Source organism: Bacteroidales bacterium (assembly GCA_013141385.1).
Classification (GTDB): Bacteria; Bacteroidota; Bacteroidia; order Bacteroidales; family Tenuifilaceae; genus UBA8529.
Window position 1 is genome coordinate 37348 of record JABFRB010000016.1, and the last position, 16283, is coordinate 53630.

Below are 16283 nucleotides of genomic sequence, written 5' to 3' on the forward strand. Positions count from 1 at the left end.
AGTGAATAAAAAAATTGTAATAGCAATAGATGGATTTTCATCCTGTGGGAAAAGTAGTTTTGCTAAGCTAATAGCTCACCGATTGGGGTATCTGTATATCGATAGTGGTGCCATGTACAGGGCTGTTACTCTTGGTTTTATCCAGAAAGGGCTTATTGTATATGGCGAAGTAAAAAAAGAAGGATTACTTCAAAACATTAAACAATTTGATGTTGGCTTTAGCTACAATTCTTCAAAAAAAGAGTACGAAACCACTTTAAATGGCGTGGTTGTGGAGGAACAAATCAGGACTATTGGGGTTGCAAATTATGTGAGTATTGTTTCTGCAATTCCCGAAGTGCGTGAGTTGATGGTTGAACTTCAGCGTAAACTAGGAAAAGATAAGGGTATTGTGATGGACGGTCGTGATATTGGAACTGTTGTTTTCCCTGATGCTGAACTAAAAATATATATGACAGCTGATTCAAAAATCAGAGCCGATAGAAGAACCAAGGAAATAATGGTTAAAGGTCAAATTGCTAATTTTGCAGAAATCTTAGCCAATATAGAGGAACGTGACCGACTTGATCAAGCAAGAGAAGTGTCGCCTTTACGAAAAGCGGATGATGCAATTATTCTCGATAACAGTTATATGACTATTAATGAACAAATGGCGTGGGTGGAGAATTTAATAGAGGAGAGAATAAAGTAAGAAGAGAAGTTAATCGGCAAATATTCTGAAGTTATAGAAATCTCAAAAGTAATAGGCAATTTTTAGATTTACATCTAGCATGAAAGTTGAAATTGATTCAAGTTCGGGTTTTTGCTTTGGAGTAGTAAATGCTATAAATCAAGCGGAAAAGGAACTTCAAGTTGATAAAGATCTCTACTGTCTCGGTGATATTGTTCATAACAGCGAGGAGGTGACACGACTAGAATCAAAAGGGCTAATTACTATCAACAAAGAAGATCTAATCAACTTAAAGGGAAAAAAAGTATTGCTTCGTGCTCATGGCGAACCGCCTGAAACATACAAAATAGCGAAGGAGAATGGGATAACAATTGTGGATGCAACTTGCCCTGTAGTACTAAAACTCCAATTGAGAATAAAGAGAAGTTGGGATGATTTAAAAGGTAACAATGGTCAGATAGTTATTTTTGGAAAAAAGGGTCATGCTGAGGTTAATGGGCTTGTGGGTCAAACCGAAGGGAATGCAATTGTAATTGACAATACTGATGTAATTGATGGATTAGATTTCTCTAAGCCAATAGCATTATTCTCGCAAACCACCATGAGTTCGGATAAGTACCTGCTTTTAGCCGATAATATTCGAAAAATGATGGTTAAAACCCTTGGAAATGATGAAGTACCTTTAACTATTAACAGAACTATTTGCGGACAGGTTTCCAACAGGAAAAAAGAGGTTGAACAGTTTGCCCAAAAGCATCAGGTTATTGTTTTCGTAAGCGGCGAAAAAAGTTCAAACGGTAAAATGCTTTTTGATATTTGCAAGCAAACCAACCCAAATACTTTCCTTGTTTCAAACACAGAAGGTGTTCACAAAGAATGGTTTAATGGGTTTGATGATGTTGGTGTATGCGGAGCAACCTCCACCCCTGTTTGGTTAATGCAGTTGGTTGCGGAGAAAATACTCTCAGTAGCAAGTGGAAAATGACAAGCAGAAAGGGAAAAGACAATTCACAAAAAACATTAAACACAGAGTAAATGGAGTAAAGAACACGAAGTATCACGGAGTTGAAATGGCTTTTAGCCATTTCTGTTCTTTGCGTTCTTGGAAATATTCATATAGGCTTAAACTTTTTCTTTTTTGACAAGATTCTCGTTTTGAGAGATATTTGCTACTTTGCGGGCTTTGCGTGAAAAAAAGATTGAAATTTAAATAGTCTTTATAAGCGGCTAAATATTTAAAGCAACAAATAAACCACCCTCAATTAAAATGCCTTCGAAAATATTTGCCGATGTAATTCTTCCCCTTGCGCTGCCAAGAAGCTACACCTATTCAGTTCCCGAAGAATTTGAAGGCATGGTTGCATCAGGAAAAAGAGTGGTTGTTCAGTTTGGAAAGAAAAAACTTTACTCAGCAATTGTACATGTAGTACATGATAGGGCTCCAGAGAAGTATCAAACCAAAGATATCCTTCAAGTTATTGATGATGAACCTTTAGTAGTTACCAGCCAGATTCGTTTCTGGGAGTGGATGGCTGAATACTATATGTGTACCCTAGGAGAGGTGATGAAAGCAGCATTACCATCCGCCTTGAAGATGGAGAGCGAGACCTTTATTTGCAAGGGAGAAAATATCGATATTGCTTTTTCTGATAATGAGGAGATGCTCCTTAATCATCTAAAGGATGATAAAAAAATTTCAATTCAGGATTTACTCTCCGCCCTAGATCTCCCCAACCCAATGGGAGTGATAAAATCGTTGCTCGATAAGCAAGCAATTTCTATAAATGAATCCATCGAAAGCATTTATAAACCTAAGACTGAAACCTACATTGCTCTGCATCAATCTATTCGAACAGAGGAAGATGTCAATAAACTTTTTGAGAATCTAAATCGTGCACAGGCTCAGCAAAAACTTTTAATGGCGTTTCTTTCATTAACAACCTCAAAGCAATCAGTTTTTTCAACAAAAATTTTAAAGAAATTACTAATCGAGAAGGCACAGGTATCAACAGCAGTGCTGAATGCAATGATTCAGAAGGAAATTTTTCAGGAGGATTATCAGCAAGTATCACGCCTTGATGATGCAAAATCTCAAACCCAAGGTGAATATGAACTTTCACCCAATCAGCTAAAAGCATTAGAAGAGATAAAGGAGAACTTTGAAACAAAGCAGGTTACGCTACTGCACGGAATTACTTCAAGCGGAAAAACTGAACTATATATCAGGTTAATAGCTGAGGAGATTGCTAAAGGAAAACAGGTTCTTTACCTCCTACCAGAAATTGCATTGACATCTCAGATAATTAATCGTTTACGTAGAATATTCGGAAGTCGAGTTGGTGTTTATCATTCTAAATTCAGCGATTCCCAAAGGGTTGAGATTTACAAAGGGGTTCTTAGCGACGAAGCTAAACCAGGGCAACCTACTTTTGATATTATTCTTGGCGTCCGCTCATCGCTTTTCCTCCCATTTAAAAGACTTGGGTTGATAATTGTTGATGAAGAACATGAAAATACTTATAAACAATACAACCCAGCACCTCGTTATAACGCCCGCGATTCTGCGATAATGCTTGCATCAATGCATGGGGCAAAGGTTTTACTGGGTACAGCGACACCGTCCATTGAATCGTACTATAATGCACAATCGGGTAAGTATGGTCTAGTTGATTTAAATGAGCGTTACCTTGGGATGCAGCTACCAGCGGTGAAGGTTGTCAATACTATTGAGGCTCGTAAGCGAAAAAAGATGAAATCGCACTTTTCTGAAGATCTTCTTTTTGAGATTGAGCAGGTACTTGCTAAAGGGGAACAGGCTATTCTTTTCCAGAATCGTAGGGGTTTTGCACCTTTTATTGAGTGCAATGAGTGCGCATGGGTTCCAAAGTGCGAGTACTGCGATGTAAGTCTTACCCTCCATAAGGTTAATAATCAACTTATTTGCCATTACTGCGGATATGCCATTCAATCCCCCTCAAACTGTTTAGCTTGTGGCAGTCCTGCTTTGCAGACCAAAGGGTTTGGCACCGAAAAGGTTGAAGAGGAACTTGCCATTTTTTTCCCACAGGCAAAAATAGAGCGCATGGATCTTGATTCAACCCGCTCAAAATTCTCATACGATAGAATCATCTCAGAATTCGAATCAGGTAAAATTGATATACTGATAGGAACACAAATGGTAACCAAGGGTCTTGATTTCGATAAAGTTAGCCTTGTTGGAATTCTTAATGCCGATAATATGCTCAACTTCCCCGATTTTAGGGCTTATGAGCGAAGCTATCAGCTAATGTCGCAGGTAAGTGGTAGGGCAGGAAGAAAGAACCATCAGGGGTTGGTGCTAATTCAAACGGCCCAGCCCAAACATCCAATAATCGAGATGGTGGTAAACACCGATTATATGGGAATGTATGCAACCCAACTAAACGAACGAAAAGCCTTTAAATACCCTCCAATCTATAGGCTAATAAGTATCTCATTAAAGCACAAGAATCAACCAACTCTTAAAAAGGCTGCAGAACAACTTGCGTTAGGGTTAAAAGAAAAACTGGGAAATAATGTGCTTGGTCCTGAATCTCCTCCGATTAATAGAATTCAGGGAATGTATATCATGAATATTTTGATTAAGGTTGAACGCGAAACATCGGTTTCAAGAATAAAAGGGATGCTAAACTACTTTATCAATTACCTAAAGCAAAAGCAGGAATTTAGGGCTTTAGTTGTATCCCCTGATGTTGATCCGATGTAAAGCCTTAAAATAATACTTCTTAAATAACGTCAGCTCGATGTAAGATGTCATTGGCTCCGCCGAACTCGCAAGCTTGGTTCTGAGCGAAGCGAAGGATCTAATTATCTAAAATCCAGATGCTTCACTCCGTTCAGCATGACAAAGCAACAATCTGATTTTAAACTGAGAATCAATATATTATACTTACGTCGAACTCTCGTTAAACAAGGATCATCAGATTAGATAGATAACATCTACAATAAAAAACAGCACCTCAATGAATTGAGGTACTTGCTCAAAAAATCTTTTTATTTGTCTTTACCTTACTAAGAACGTTAAGGGTAACCTACCGCTACCAATAATTGCAGCAAGTTTATTTGCTTCCTTAGCCGAAAAGTCTCCTGTTATTTCGGCCTTTCCAGTCTTTATTGCATCTTGCACAACAGGTGCACAATAGACTCTATCATCAATAACAAAAACTATTGATTTACCAATATTCCTTTTTGTTAATTCAGCCCATTTGCTCCAGGTTTCCTCCTTAAAGGTCATTGATATACTATAAAGTTTATCATCACCAGAAACACATGTACTTTTTAATGATGTTTCATTAATACCCGTATCATCAGATGAAACAATGTAAAGTTCAAATTTTCCTGAGCCATTAGGATATTTGCCCCAGAAGAATCTTATATCACTTGGAAGCAATGATCTAATAAATCCCGAACTTAAAATACTACTGATACTGGAAGTATCCTTTTCTTTTGAATATCCAACAATATCAGCAGGGTAACTTTTCCCTTTTTCTGAAAAACCTAAAAGTGAATCAACCCGATGAATACAATCAGAATTGATTAAACTAACCATTACATCCTTGCTAGAAGTTTTGAGGAAATTCAACTTGCCTAGACTAGGTAGCATTTCTGCAAGATATTGAATATCTACATTTTCATCAAATTTTATGGTTAACTGCGATTTTTGATTATCCTGCTCAATCGTAAAAAGATTAATATTCAAACACTTTAATCTTTTAACCATAATCTCTTTTGATTCCGATAGCAAATCTGGCGATGCATTTGTGTTTGAACTTTGAAGGGTTATTGTTTGTTTTTGGTTTTCGGTTTCTAAATGCGAAACACATGAGGAGCCAATAACACATACTATTACTCCAATGAAAATATATTTTAATAATCTCACATTATTAGTTTTTAAATTAATTATTCACCACAACTACATTTTGTATGTAATTGCAGCAATTAGATGAAATAAAATTTCGGATTAACAGCTCAGAGTGAAATCATCTGATTTGGAATCGGCGAATATTAATCGCCTAAATACTTTTTTGAGAAGAGGTTTTGTAGTAAGATATTTTTCCTGAACAGTATTAAATTTTCTGTCCATTTGAAGATTAATTGAATAGTCGCTTATAAAGGATTGGCTTAAAATGATATGATTATCATCTGCAAAATAAGCCCGAATGGGCAAATCAATCGACGCAGGGATAATCGCTTGTGTGTATGGCTGAATGTCAACACAATGGTATATTGATGAATAAGTAATACGGGAACTACTTTCTTTATTGTTAATAGCAAATGTAAAAAAGATAAATGCCACTAAAACAAAAAGTATTATTGGAATGAAATTATCGGTTTTCCTATTAAAACAATTCATAAATCAAATTTACTCTTTTAATCAAGATCTAAGGCCACATTCAAAACTAGATTTTAAAATCCTTGAGCTTTTCATGCTTCTCCTCCATAGAATCGTTGCTCTCCCACAAATATATTAAACCATCCCATGTTTTTTTCGTTTTTGGTTTAAGCCATTGGTCAAAACCTGTATGGTAATCTAAATTTTCGAGACCACAATTATTTTGCAAACCCTCAAGAAGTCCAACAATAATTAATTCACGAGCCGTATCGTCTCCTGTCTCTAATATTTGCTCAGCAACTTCAAAAATAACCTTAAAGTCAAAAGTTTTACCTTCTTTTAAATTACCAACAATGTAGTCTACCATGGTAATAATATCAACCAAATCGTTCCGATTTTCAGCATAATTATCTCCGTATTCCTCATTAATAAAAGCATTCCAACATGAATTTATTCCATGGCTGCTTGAGATTAATAATTCAATAGCTTGATCGACGTTGATTTTATTCTCTTGGGTTTCAGTAGTCATCTTTTTTATTTTTAATCTTTATCGGATTGCAAAAATAATCTTTTATTAAGAATATAAATAATCATTTTTGCAACTATTTTTGTTCTGTTTTTTACATCAAACACTCTACAATCATCTCGATTAATATAAAATAAAAATAGATGTTTTAATATTGAGCAATAATACAGGACAATAAACGTGCTCTAATTTCCCAAAACTTCATTTATTGCATTTATAATAGTTTTTTTAGTGAACGGTTTGGAAATATAACCATCACATCCTAAGTCCAAACATTTTTCCTTTTCATCTACCATTGCATAAGCCGTTTGGGCAATCACTTTTACCTGATAACCTTTTTCCCTTATTTCTTTAATACATTGATATCCTGTTTTTAATGGCATATTAATATCTAGAAATACTAAATCTGCCTTTTCTTTTTCAAGAAGGTTGAGTAAAATCTGACCATCTTCTGCATGGATGATATTTGCTTTTGAGTCAAAGAGTAGTTCTTTCAAATAACAGAAGGAGTTATAGTCATCTTCGGCTATTATAAGAGTTTTGTCAGTAAGATCCTTATAGGTAATCGCTTTGGTTAATTCTATTTTCTTATTATTTGTATTAGATATATTATAGGGCAAGGTGAAATAGAATGAAGTTCCGATATTCACTTCAGACTCAAACCATATTTTGCCTCCTAAAAGGTCAATAAGCCCCTTCGATATGCTAAGTCCAAGTCCAGTTCCTTCGCGATAATCATTCTCTTCAACCTGTCTGAAACGTTCAAAAATAATATCAAATTTTTCTACTGAAATTCCAATACCAGTATCTTTAATGCAGAATTCAATAAATGCATTGTTCTCTTTAGATTTTATTTCAAGACTAACCTCAACAAAGCCCTCATTGGTGTATTTAATTGCATTGGATATTATGTTTATAAGAACCTGCTGGAAACGTACTTTATCGGTTTTAATAATCAGATCGGAATATTGAGCAGGAAGTTTTAAAATCAACTTAATATTAGGTTTGCTATGACAGATCTCGCTGTTTGAAAAAATTTCAATGATATTATTTAAAATGTCATACAAATTAAATTCCTCGTAGAACAATTTTAACTGCTTTGATTCAAGCCTAGAAATATCGATAATATCATTAATAATATGTAATAACTGCTGGCCTGAAGCATTAATAATATCAACAAATTTCTTTCTTTTTTCATTGGAAATAGATGGCTCACAAAGAAACTCTGAGAATCCCAAAATGGAATTAAGCGGTGTTCTAATTTCGTGACTCATATTGGCGAGGAAAACTGATTTGAGTATTTCACTCTCTTCAGCTTTTTCCTTTTGGTGAACTAGTTCATTCAGCGTCCGGGTATTATGAAGTGCCAGTGATGCAAGCTCTCCGTAAGCAGTAGCAATATCCATATCGTCATCAGAAAAGTCAACGTCTTTGTTCAAAAGACCTATGATTCCTACTATCTTTTTATTAATAATTAATGGGGCGAAAAGAACGTTTTTTATACTATTATATTTTGAAGACTTAAGTGTAGTCCGTTCCGTTTTAGAAAAATAATTTTGATACAATGGCTTGCCTGACTTATACACTTGCGCGTATAAATTTTTTACTAGTTGCGGTAATTCCGAATCTGCAATATAAACACTATCACAAGGATCGATGAGTATCACACGATCATCAGTATCGTTCTGGTTAAGTAATGCGACAAACCCTGAATCAGCACCAATAAGATCTTTGCAATTACTGAGTAGTTTACGGGCAGTTATCTCAAATTTTTCAAGATCGAGAACAAGTGTAGCAGCGTTTAGTAAAGATTGAACCTCATTATTTTTTTTGATAAGATTAAGTTCAGCCATTTTTCTTTCAGTAATATCATATATAATATGTACTGCCCCAGAAACCTTCCCCTTTTCATCAAATATTGGATCAATCATGCAATCATAATAACGATTATCCAACTCGTAACTCAATATCTCTCTTTCTTTGCTTACTTTCATTTTAACAAATGGACACCCTTCAATTGCACAACTAGTTCCGTGAACGGTACTATAGCAATAAGGATTTTTGCTTTGGTTGATTCGCCTTCCCATTTGATCTACTGCTGCTTTATTGTACTTGATTATTCTTTGGTTTTCATCAAGCACCATTATACCATCCTGAATGGAGTTGAATGTAGTATCCCATTGCTTATTTGACACCTGAAGGTCAATTTCTGCCTGCCTCCGTTCTGTGATATCATGCACCAAGGAAGCAACGCCAAAAGTTTTTCCATCGGAATCAACTAATGTTGTATTAAACCATTCACAGATAATAGTCGTTCCTTGTTTTGTAATATTTTCGTTGGTTGATCTATGTCCCCCATTATGTTTGATAAGTGATAGAGCAATTTCATTTACTTGATAAGGTCCATTAGGTTTGGTTAAAAAATTGAAATGTTGCCCTAATGCCTCCTCTTTTTTATATCCAAATATTTTTCCTGCTGATGGATTCCAGTCGGAAACCCTAAATTCTTTATCCCATTCAATTACTCCCAGAGGGGTTTGTTCAAAAAGTAATCTCATTCTCTGGTTCGATAATCGTAATGCTTCTTGAGCAATTCTTTGTTCTGTTACATCCCACAGTACGCCATTTAATCGTAAAGGGATTCCACTTTCATCGTATACCAATCGTCCACGTGAATTTATGTAGTGAATGCTACCATTAGGCCAAACAACTCTATATTCAGGATTATAAAAATCATTATTTTCAATTGTTCTGGTATGTGAATAAACAATTGTTAGTCTATCGTCCGGATGAATTACATTAAAAAACTCTTTCTCTGTTCCTTTAAATGTTTTTGGATCGATTCCTAGAATAGAACAGGTTTGACTATCAAAATATCTTTTATTTTCGATGATATCCCAATACCAAACCCCCATTTGCGCTGAATTAAGCGCTAAATCAAGTTTTGATTTGCTGTCCTTAAGAGCCTCTTCTGCTTTCTTTGTTTCAGTAATATCGTAGTTGATGCCAGTGATACGAATGGGAATATTTGAGGAATTACGAACTACTAAACCAAGTCCTTTCATATACCTTATACTATCATCTGGATGAACAATGCGAAATTCAATATTATAATCAGCATTGCCCTCAAGAGTTTGTTTAGTTATCAAACTAATTTTATCTCTATCATCCTCAAATATAGCCTCTAGCCAAGTATAATAGTTAATCGGAATTTTATAATTACCCATTCCGTATAAATCATACATTATGTCGTCCCAAATGAGGTTATTTTCCACTAGATCTATATCCCAAACTCCGAATTTAGCAGCAGTTTTAGCAAGTGTTAACCTTTCGTTCAACTTACTAATTCTATCCTCGGCAGCTTTTCGTTCAAGGATTTCTCTTTTAAGGTCTTCCATTAAATTTAATGTTGATACCTTACTGAATTCTAACTTATTAAAAGAGTGTTGCAATTCTTCTTCTGTTCTCTTCCTCTCTATTAATTCCTTTTCTAGTTCATGGGTTCGTTCTATTACTAATTGCGACAAACTATGGTTTTTACCAAGTTGAATATCCTCGTTTTTTTTAATCCTGAACATTATTTTAATTTGAGCAATTAGTTCTGGTTCATCTATGGGTTTCGAGAGAAAAGCGTCAACGCCTAATTCCAAAGCCTTAAAACGCAAACTATTATCTATCCTTTCATCAACAACCATTAGTATTGGAATGATTTTTAAATAATCATTCGTTTTCAGTTGAGTACAAAACTCAAAACCGTCCATTTGAGACCCATCGAGATTTATTAGGATAACATCGGGGGATTCGGCATGACATAACTCTAAACCTTTTTTACCATTTTCTGCAAAAAATAATTTTACATCGGGGAATACCTTTAGGAGGGTAACCTTAACATCATCTAGGTCACCTTTTTTACATTCTACTACTAATATTTTTGCCATCCTACTTTTCACCTAAATTCGTTAATTGTATTTTAAATTTCATTCTTTAACTTTTTGTTGAGATTTCTAATGTCATTGGTTAACAGATTCACCTTTATTCCTCGATAATTTGTAACGAAAATATCAAACTCAATTCTTTCATAAGATACTTATTATCGGTCTTAATGTCAACGGAATAAATCAAATTATTTTTATTTTTTTGCAGTAAACCCGTTTAATAACAATGTCTGATTATTAACACAGAACAATTTAGCTATTTAATTATTAGCTTAATATGTATATAAGGCTTAAAAAGCACAGAAATGATACAAATCACCATTTGTAAAATACAATGGAGAGTTTCGGTGTATTTTGTTAATAAGAGGAGAATCCTATGATTGAGTTTTAACTTTTTCTAAAATAAGATAAACCGCAGGGCAAACTTTTGCATTTTTAAGGGTAATGTCAAAAATTTGTTGAACTTTTCGTCTATCAGTATGTGGGTATTCACGACAAGCTTTGGGCCTATCCTCATAAATTAAACAGTAGTTATCTGAGCCAAGAAATGGACATGGTTGGTTACGGAAAACATAATCGTTATCCTCATCAATCTCCAAATATTTCGTAACAACCTCGGAGGGTTTTATTCTCAATGCTCGTGAAATCTTATCAATATCCCTATCCGTAATAGTTGGACTTATTGTACTACAGCAGTTGGCGCAATCGAGACAATTAATTTCCTCAAAAATCTTCTCATGGAGGGTGTGGAAAATCTCATCAACCTCATTAGAGGGCTTACGCTTTAAACTTTTTATAAGTTTTTTGTTATCCCCTTCGGCATTACCAGCTAGTCGCTTAAGTTCTTTTAAAAAGTTTTTAGTAGTCATTATTGTTCCGGCTAAACAGGGTTGTTATTGTTCTAGGATGAAACTGCGAAAGGAAAAGACCACCAATTACTACAACTATTCCAGTAATTTTCGTAAAATTCAAATCTTCGCCAAGGTATATCCATGCTAGTATTGCAGTAACTACTGGTATGGTATTGGTGAATATGCTGGATTTTGTTATACCAAGATGTTTAATTGAAAATGTGAAGAAAATAAATGCAAAAGTGGATGAAAAGATCCCAAGTTTTAGTAGTGGAATCATAACGTCCCAAGTAATCGCAACTGTTTTAAAATGGTTAAACTCAAAAATGAAAAATAGCGGTACAAAAAAGATTATCCCAAAAGTATTCTGGTATGTTATGATGCTAAACACACTATATCTTGTGGTCATCTTTTTAATAATCACTGAGTAACCAAGAGCAGCAATTACGGCAACAAACATCAATGCAACGCCTAAAGGATTTGCATCAATTGCACCTATCCCATTATGAAAAATAACAATACCAACTCCAATTATTGATACTACAATTCCCATGAAGTTCATCATCGATATCCGTTCATTGTGAAAGTAGTACGCTCCAATAGGGTTAAAAAGTGGTATTGTTGCTACAATCACTGCGGCTAATGTCGATGGAATCAGGCTTACACCAAAACTCTCACCTATAAAGTACAAAAAGGGTTCAAAAAAAGCGAGAAGTAAAAAATCTTTTACATCGGCCAGTTTTAAGGAATTTAATCTTTTGAGCGAAAGTGTTAGGATAAACAAGAAAACACTTGAGATTACCAACCGGAAAAGAACTAGGGTTATAGGTTTGTAGAACACAAATACTTCTTTATACCAGATAAAAGAGTACGACCAAAATATCATTGCTATAACTGCACTAGCGTAGATTGAAAAGGTTTTTTTGTTCATCAATTTTTATAATAAATCGGCTGATAATTATTTGAATAAAACGTTATTCCGCTTTTTTAAAATGGGTGCGAAGTTACTAGTTTTATTAAAAAGTGAATTAAAATATAGAATAATAAAGATGGACATGGTTTAATATTCAACTTCAAAAAAACTGTTTTTACCGTGCTAATTAGGATAATATTTATTTTTATTTCGATCTTCCGTTACAGTTACTTACTTTTGGATAAAATCCAAAGAATATGAGAGTAGAATCGGATTACCTTGGGTCACGTGAAATCCCTGATGATGCACTATACGGAATCCACTCTTTAAGGGCAAAGGAGAATTTCCCCGACACAACCGCTTTTCATATTGAGTGGTACAAAGCAATTGGATTTGTTAAACTTGCATGTTACCTTACCTATAGGGAGTTTACTAAGGCATTAAATAGTGATTCGGAGATATCCCAAAAGGATTTTTCGTTGATTGATGATAATACTATCGCTTTACTAATTAATGCCGCAAAAGAGATTATTGAAGGAAAGCATTTCGATCAGTTTATTGTACCTGCCATTCAGGGTGGTGCTGGGACAAGTATCAACATGAATGTGAATGAGATTATTACAAATCTTGCCCTTACAAGTATTGGTCAAAAACCGGGCAACTACGCACATATTGATCCTATTGAGCACGCAAATATCTACCAATCTACCAACGATGTTATACCAACAGCGTTAAAGGTTGCCACATTGCAACTTCTAACAGTACTTGAAGACTCGATTAATACACTAAGATTTAAAGTTGAAGAGCAAGAAAAGAAACATCGGGGAGATTTAAGATTGGGTTATACCCAAATGCAGGCTGCTGTTCCCTCATCGTGGGGACAACTTTTTAGCATCTACAGCGAAGCTCTTTCGCGCGATTGGTGGAGAGTTTCCAAATGTTTTGAGCGAATTAAAGTAGTAAATTTAGGTGGCGGGGCTATTGGAACGGGAATTGGTACCCCACGTTTCTTTATTATGGAGGTGGTTAACCAGCTTCAACGACTAACCAACCTTCCAATTACCCGGAGCGAAAACCTTATTGATGCAACAGCCAACTTAGATACCTTTGTTGAGGTTCATGCCATACTAAAAGCACATGCAGTAAATCTCGAAAAAATTGTTTCCGATTTAAGATTGCTAGCATCGGATATTGCTTGCAATCAAATTTCTATTCCAAAGCAACAAGTTGGAAGCTCCATAATGCCTGGAAAGATTAACCCTGTTATTGCTGAGTATGTGGTTAGCGTATCACATAGGGTTTACAGCAACGATCAGTTAATATCAGGATTATGTGGTCAAGGAGTGCTTGAACTGAATGCCTATATTCCTCTTATAGGTCATGCCTTGCTCGATAGCCTTAAACTACTTATTTCGGCAAACAATACCTTATCATCAAACATGATTCAGGGTATTGAGGTTGATACCGATAAATCAAACGAGCAACTTTTCCGAAATCCATCCATCACCACTGCATTACTACCATACATTGGCTTTAACAAGGCTGCAATTCTTGCTAACGAGATGAAAAATTCGGGTTTAAACATTTTTAAGGCCAATGAAAAACTCAAACTTATTGAGGAATCAAAGTTAAAGGAAGTCCTTAAACCCGATAATCTGCTTAAGCTTGGGTTTTCGGTGAAGGAGGTATGAAACTCTTATAGTCTTTTATTTATGTCGTAAATTTCAAAAGTAGTGGAAGGCGATGTATATTTTAAGTCTTTTTTTTTGTGCTGGCAAAAAATATTTGTGAACCTTTGTGTTATAACTATTCCACAAAAAACGCAAAGTAGTCACAACACACACAAAGTGATATGCAACAATTGGACGAGAATAAGCTTTCTAAAACCGATTCGGCACGCTACAGGGCGGTCGATCGGCATTATACTAAATCTAACTCTTGGTATATCTTTTTTGTGTGAACGCAATTTAGTATAAGCCACCAGCATCTAAAATCATTTTTCACTTAAAATGTCGAATAACCTAAAAAACGGTAGTAGTTAATAATTTTGAGGTTTTTTTCGGATGATTTTGAAAATCTATGACTTTTTAACAATTGTTGTTTACTCTGTTAAGCCGTGGTTATAGATAAAAGATAAATCCTTCAGTTAAGATTTCTGCCTTAGTTTTAAATATATGCAGGCTAAGCCTGCAAGAATAGGAAGGACGAGGCTCAGCCTCGTCCTAACAGGGTTAATTCCAGAAAATAATTTATGGTTGGACCTGACAAAGTGGACCCGAATTATCGCGGACACACATGTTGAAACTACAACACCAACCAGGCCAGCAATAATGAATTCCATCACCACAATGCTGATATCCTCCAGCAACAGATTTTTGTTCGTTTTTGCTAAGAACCTTAACGCCTTTTAATTCTTTTAAGTTTTTCATAATAAAATAATTTTAAGATTAATAATTTACACTGATCATTTTAAGACACTCAGGTTTGTGTCTACTCCTCGCGAGAGAATATTGTTAATACAGACCTTAAGTTGTTTTGTTATAAATCTCTATTAATTTCAATGCTTTTCTTGTGTCAACAGAACTGTAATCGTCTTTTACATTAACCTGAATAATAATTTGAACATTCTTTTCATTTCAGAAAATTTCCAACAAGTTCGTGAGCTTCTTTACAAAATCAGCACAGAGGATTGGTAATAATTACAATGCTTAAAAGTGAACTTTTGGTACTTAATACAAAATACTATATCACAATACAATACATTAAATATACATAAATTTGTTGTATAATAAGCAAAAATAATTAAACTTATTTTAGAATATGCGGAAAATTAAGCACATAAAAAAACAAGCCTGTCAGATCGTTAAGATCTAACAGGCTTGCATTAAGAATCTATGTTTGCTATTTCTTTCTCTTCTCTTTTCCTTGACCTGGTTGTCCGCCCATTCCAATTATTTGATACCCAGTAAGATTTATAGATTTAGGGTTGGAAGGTTTGATATCTGTAACCACAAGATCCGATTGGGCTTTTGAACGTGAACTCCTAAAGTGCATCTCCATCATTGTTCCAAGTCCATAGCCAGTACCTCCTGAGGCAAGTGTTTGCATACCGCCCATGTGACCGTAAGCTGTTGAATAATCGAAAATAACATCGTTGGTTGCCCATATTTCACCTTTACCTTGGGTGTTTTCATAAACATACTCCTTACAACTATACCCTGCAATAGTTTTGGTACGCCCAGTTGCCTTATAGTTCATGTTCTCTGGATGGGTTTGAGTCTTACTTGTAGGCTTATTCTGTTGCGCTTCAATTGAAGAATCCTTTGCCATCTGCATAGCTATACCACTTTTTTCATTGTTCCCTTTATCACCAAGAATTAGCATTGCCCAGTTCTTGTAATCAAATATCATCAAACTATTTTGCTTTTTACCCGATTGTTTATCAACGCCTTCAAACTCCATTGCAAAACTCTTACTGTTCTTGTCAAAAAAATTAGTATAAAGTACTTTATCGGATTTTTTACCAAGGGAGTCTGTAGCTTGCATTTCCATACTCATACTAGAGGTGAAATTGTAAATCATTTCATACTTAACATTATTCAATCCCATCATTCCCATCATCTTTTGCTGCATAAAGCTATTTGCTGGATTCGAGTTTGATTGCTGCTGATTTTGTTGTTTGGGTTGTTGGGTGTGTAAGGTATCTTTCTTTTTTTGCTCAGTTTCATTTCCCTTTTTTGTCCCTTTGTTTAAAGCGTTTATTGCTTTATCTTTTAGAAAAGATCCAATTTGAGCAGATGCTTGATTACTACCTATTAGCAATCCTGTAACAAGCATCAATACAATAATCCTTGCTTTCATCATCTTCTTATATTAGTTATAGTTAAATGGTTGTTTTAGCCTGATAAATCAAAAGAGCAAGATACAAACTTTTTAATTTGCCATATACTATTTTATCAAAATATGAGTATCCCATTATTTCACAGAGAATAAGATATTGAAATCATATAAACATAA

The 16283-nt window shown here is 34.8% G+C and carries 12 protein-coding genes; 4 read left to right on the plus strand and 8 right to left on the minus strand.

Going from position 1 to position 16283, the window contains the following annotated elements; translation table 11 throughout:
• The first annotated feature begins 1 nt into the window (after position 1).
• The 3 genes from HOO91_08695 to priA all read left to right on the plus strand — a co-directional run bounded on the left by HOO91_08695 (position 2) and on the right by priA (position 4415).
• Complete coding sequence (locus HOO91_08695; protein ID NOU17622.1) at positions 2-691, plus strand: (d)CMP kinase; 690 nt, start codon at positions 2-4, stop codon at positions 689-691.
• A 79-nt stretch (positions 692-770) separates the two neighbouring features.
• On the plus strand, positions 771-1655 hold the full coding sequence (locus HOO91_08700; GenBank protein NOU17623.1) for a 4-hydroxy-3-methylbut-2-enyl diphosphate reductase: 885 nt from the start codon (positions 771-773) through the stop codon (positions 1653-1655).
• Between the two features lie 282 nt (positions 1656-1937).
• On the plus strand, positions 1938-4415 hold the full coding sequence (priA, locus tag HOO91_08705; protein NOU17624.1) for a primosomal protein N': 2478 nt from the start codon (positions 1938-1940) through the stop codon (positions 4413-4415).
• Between the two features lie 297 nt (positions 4416-4712).
• Here the strand turns inward: priA and HOO91_08710 are convergent, their stop codons facing one another.
• From HOO91_08710 to HOO91_08735, 6 genes are all read right to left on the minus strand, one after another.
• Positions 4713-5588, minus strand: a complete 876-nt coding sequence (locus HOO91_08710) for a hypothetical protein (GenBank protein NOU17625.1) — start codon at positions 5586-5588, stop codon at positions 4713-4715.
• 81 nt (positions 5589-5669) lie between these two features.
• Positions 5670-6062, minus strand: a complete 393-nt coding sequence (locus tag HOO91_08715) for a hypothetical protein (protein ID NOU17626.1) — start codon at positions 6060-6062, stop codon at positions 5670-5672.
• 46 nt (positions 6063-6108) lie between these two features.
• A complete protein-coding gene (locus HOO91_08720; GenBank protein ID NOU17627.1) occupies positions 6109-6570 on the minus strand; it encodes a hypothetical protein in 462 nt (153 codons plus the stop codon).
• 182 nt (positions 6571-6752) lie between these two features.
• Positions 6753-10505 carry a PAS domain S-box protein gene (locus HOO91_08725; protein NOU17628.1) on the minus strand — a complete coding sequence of 1251 codons (3753 nt, stop codon included), beginning with the start codon at positions 10503-10505 and terminating at the stop codon, positions 6753-6755.
• Between the two features lie 371 nt (positions 10506-10876).
• Complete coding sequence (locus tag HOO91_08730) at positions 10877-11371, minus strand: YkgJ family cysteine cluster protein (GenBank protein ID NOU17629.1); 495 nt, start codon at positions 11369-11371, stop codon at positions 10877-10879.
• The gene (locus HOO91_08735) at positions 11361-12284 is read right to left on the minus strand and encodes a DMT family transporter (protein NOU17630.1); all 924 of its coding nucleotides are present in this window, start codon (positions 12282-12284) and stop codon (positions 11361-11363) included. The genes HOO91_08730 and HOO91_08735 overlap by 11 nt, the downstream gene beginning before the upstream one ends.
• Positions 12285-12523: 239 nt before the next feature.
• Between HOO91_08735 and HOO91_08740 the strand changes: the two genes are divergently transcribed.
• Complete coding sequence (locus HOO91_08740) at positions 12524-13957, plus strand: aspartate ammonia-lyase (protein NOU17631.1); 1434 nt, start codon at positions 12524-12526, stop codon at positions 13955-13957.
• A 558-nt stretch (positions 13958-14515) separates the two neighbouring features.
• Here the strand turns inward: HOO91_08740 and HOO91_08745 are convergent.
• On the minus strand, positions 14516-14695 hold the full coding sequence (locus tag HOO91_08745) for a hypothetical protein (protein ID NOU17632.1): 180 nt from the start codon (positions 14693-14695) through the stop codon (positions 14516-14518).
• Between the two features lie 472 nt (positions 14696-15167).
• The gene (locus HOO91_08750) at positions 15168-16127 is read right to left on the minus strand and encodes a DUF4412 domain-containing protein (protein NOU17633.1); all 960 of its coding nucleotides are present in this window, start codon (positions 16125-16127) and stop codon (positions 15168-15170) included.
• Positions 16128-16283: the final 156 nt, after the last annotated feature.

Excerpts from the sequence above, each read along its gene's own strand:
- HOO91_08700 (NOU17623.1), top strand. The coding sequence starts at position 771 with ATGAAAGTTGAAATTGATTCAAGTTCGGGTTTTTGCTTTGGAGTAGTA.
- HOO91_08725 (NOU17628.1), bottom strand. The coding sequence starts at position 10,505 with ATGGCAAAAATATTAGTAGTAGAATGTAAAAAAGGTGACCTAGATGAT.
- HOO91_08745 (NOU17632.1), bottom strand. The coding sequence starts at position 14,695 with ATGAAAAACTTAAAAGAATTAAAAGGCGTTAAGGTTCTTAGCAAAAAC.
- HOO91_08720 (NOU17627.1), bottom strand. The coding sequence starts at position 6,570 with ATGACTACTGAAACCCAAGAGAATAAAATCAACGTCGATCAAGCTATT.
- HOO91_08715 (NOU17626.1), bottom strand. The coding sequence starts at position 6,062 with ATGAATTGTTTTAATAGGAAAACCGATAATTTCATTCCAATAATACTT.
- HOO91_08740 (NOU17631.1), top strand. The coding sequence starts at position 12,524 with ATGAGAGTAGAATCGGATTACCTTGGGTCACGTGAAATCCCTGATGAT.
- HOO91_08730 (NOU17629.1), bottom strand. The coding sequence starts at position 11,371 with ATGACTACTAAAAACTTTTTAAAAGAACTTAAGCGACTAGCTGGTAAT.
- HOO91_08750 (NOU17633.1), bottom strand. The coding sequence starts at position 16,127 with ATGAAAGCAAGGATTATTGTATTGATGCTTGTTACAGGATTGCTAATA.
- priA (NOU17624.1), top strand. The coding sequence starts at position 1,938 with ATGCCTTCGAAAATATTTGCCGATGTAATTCTTCCCCTTGCGCTGCCA.
- HOO91_08735 (NOU17630.1), bottom strand. The coding sequence starts at position 12,284 with ATGAACAAAAAAACCTTTTCAATCTACGCTAGTGCAGTTATAGCAATG.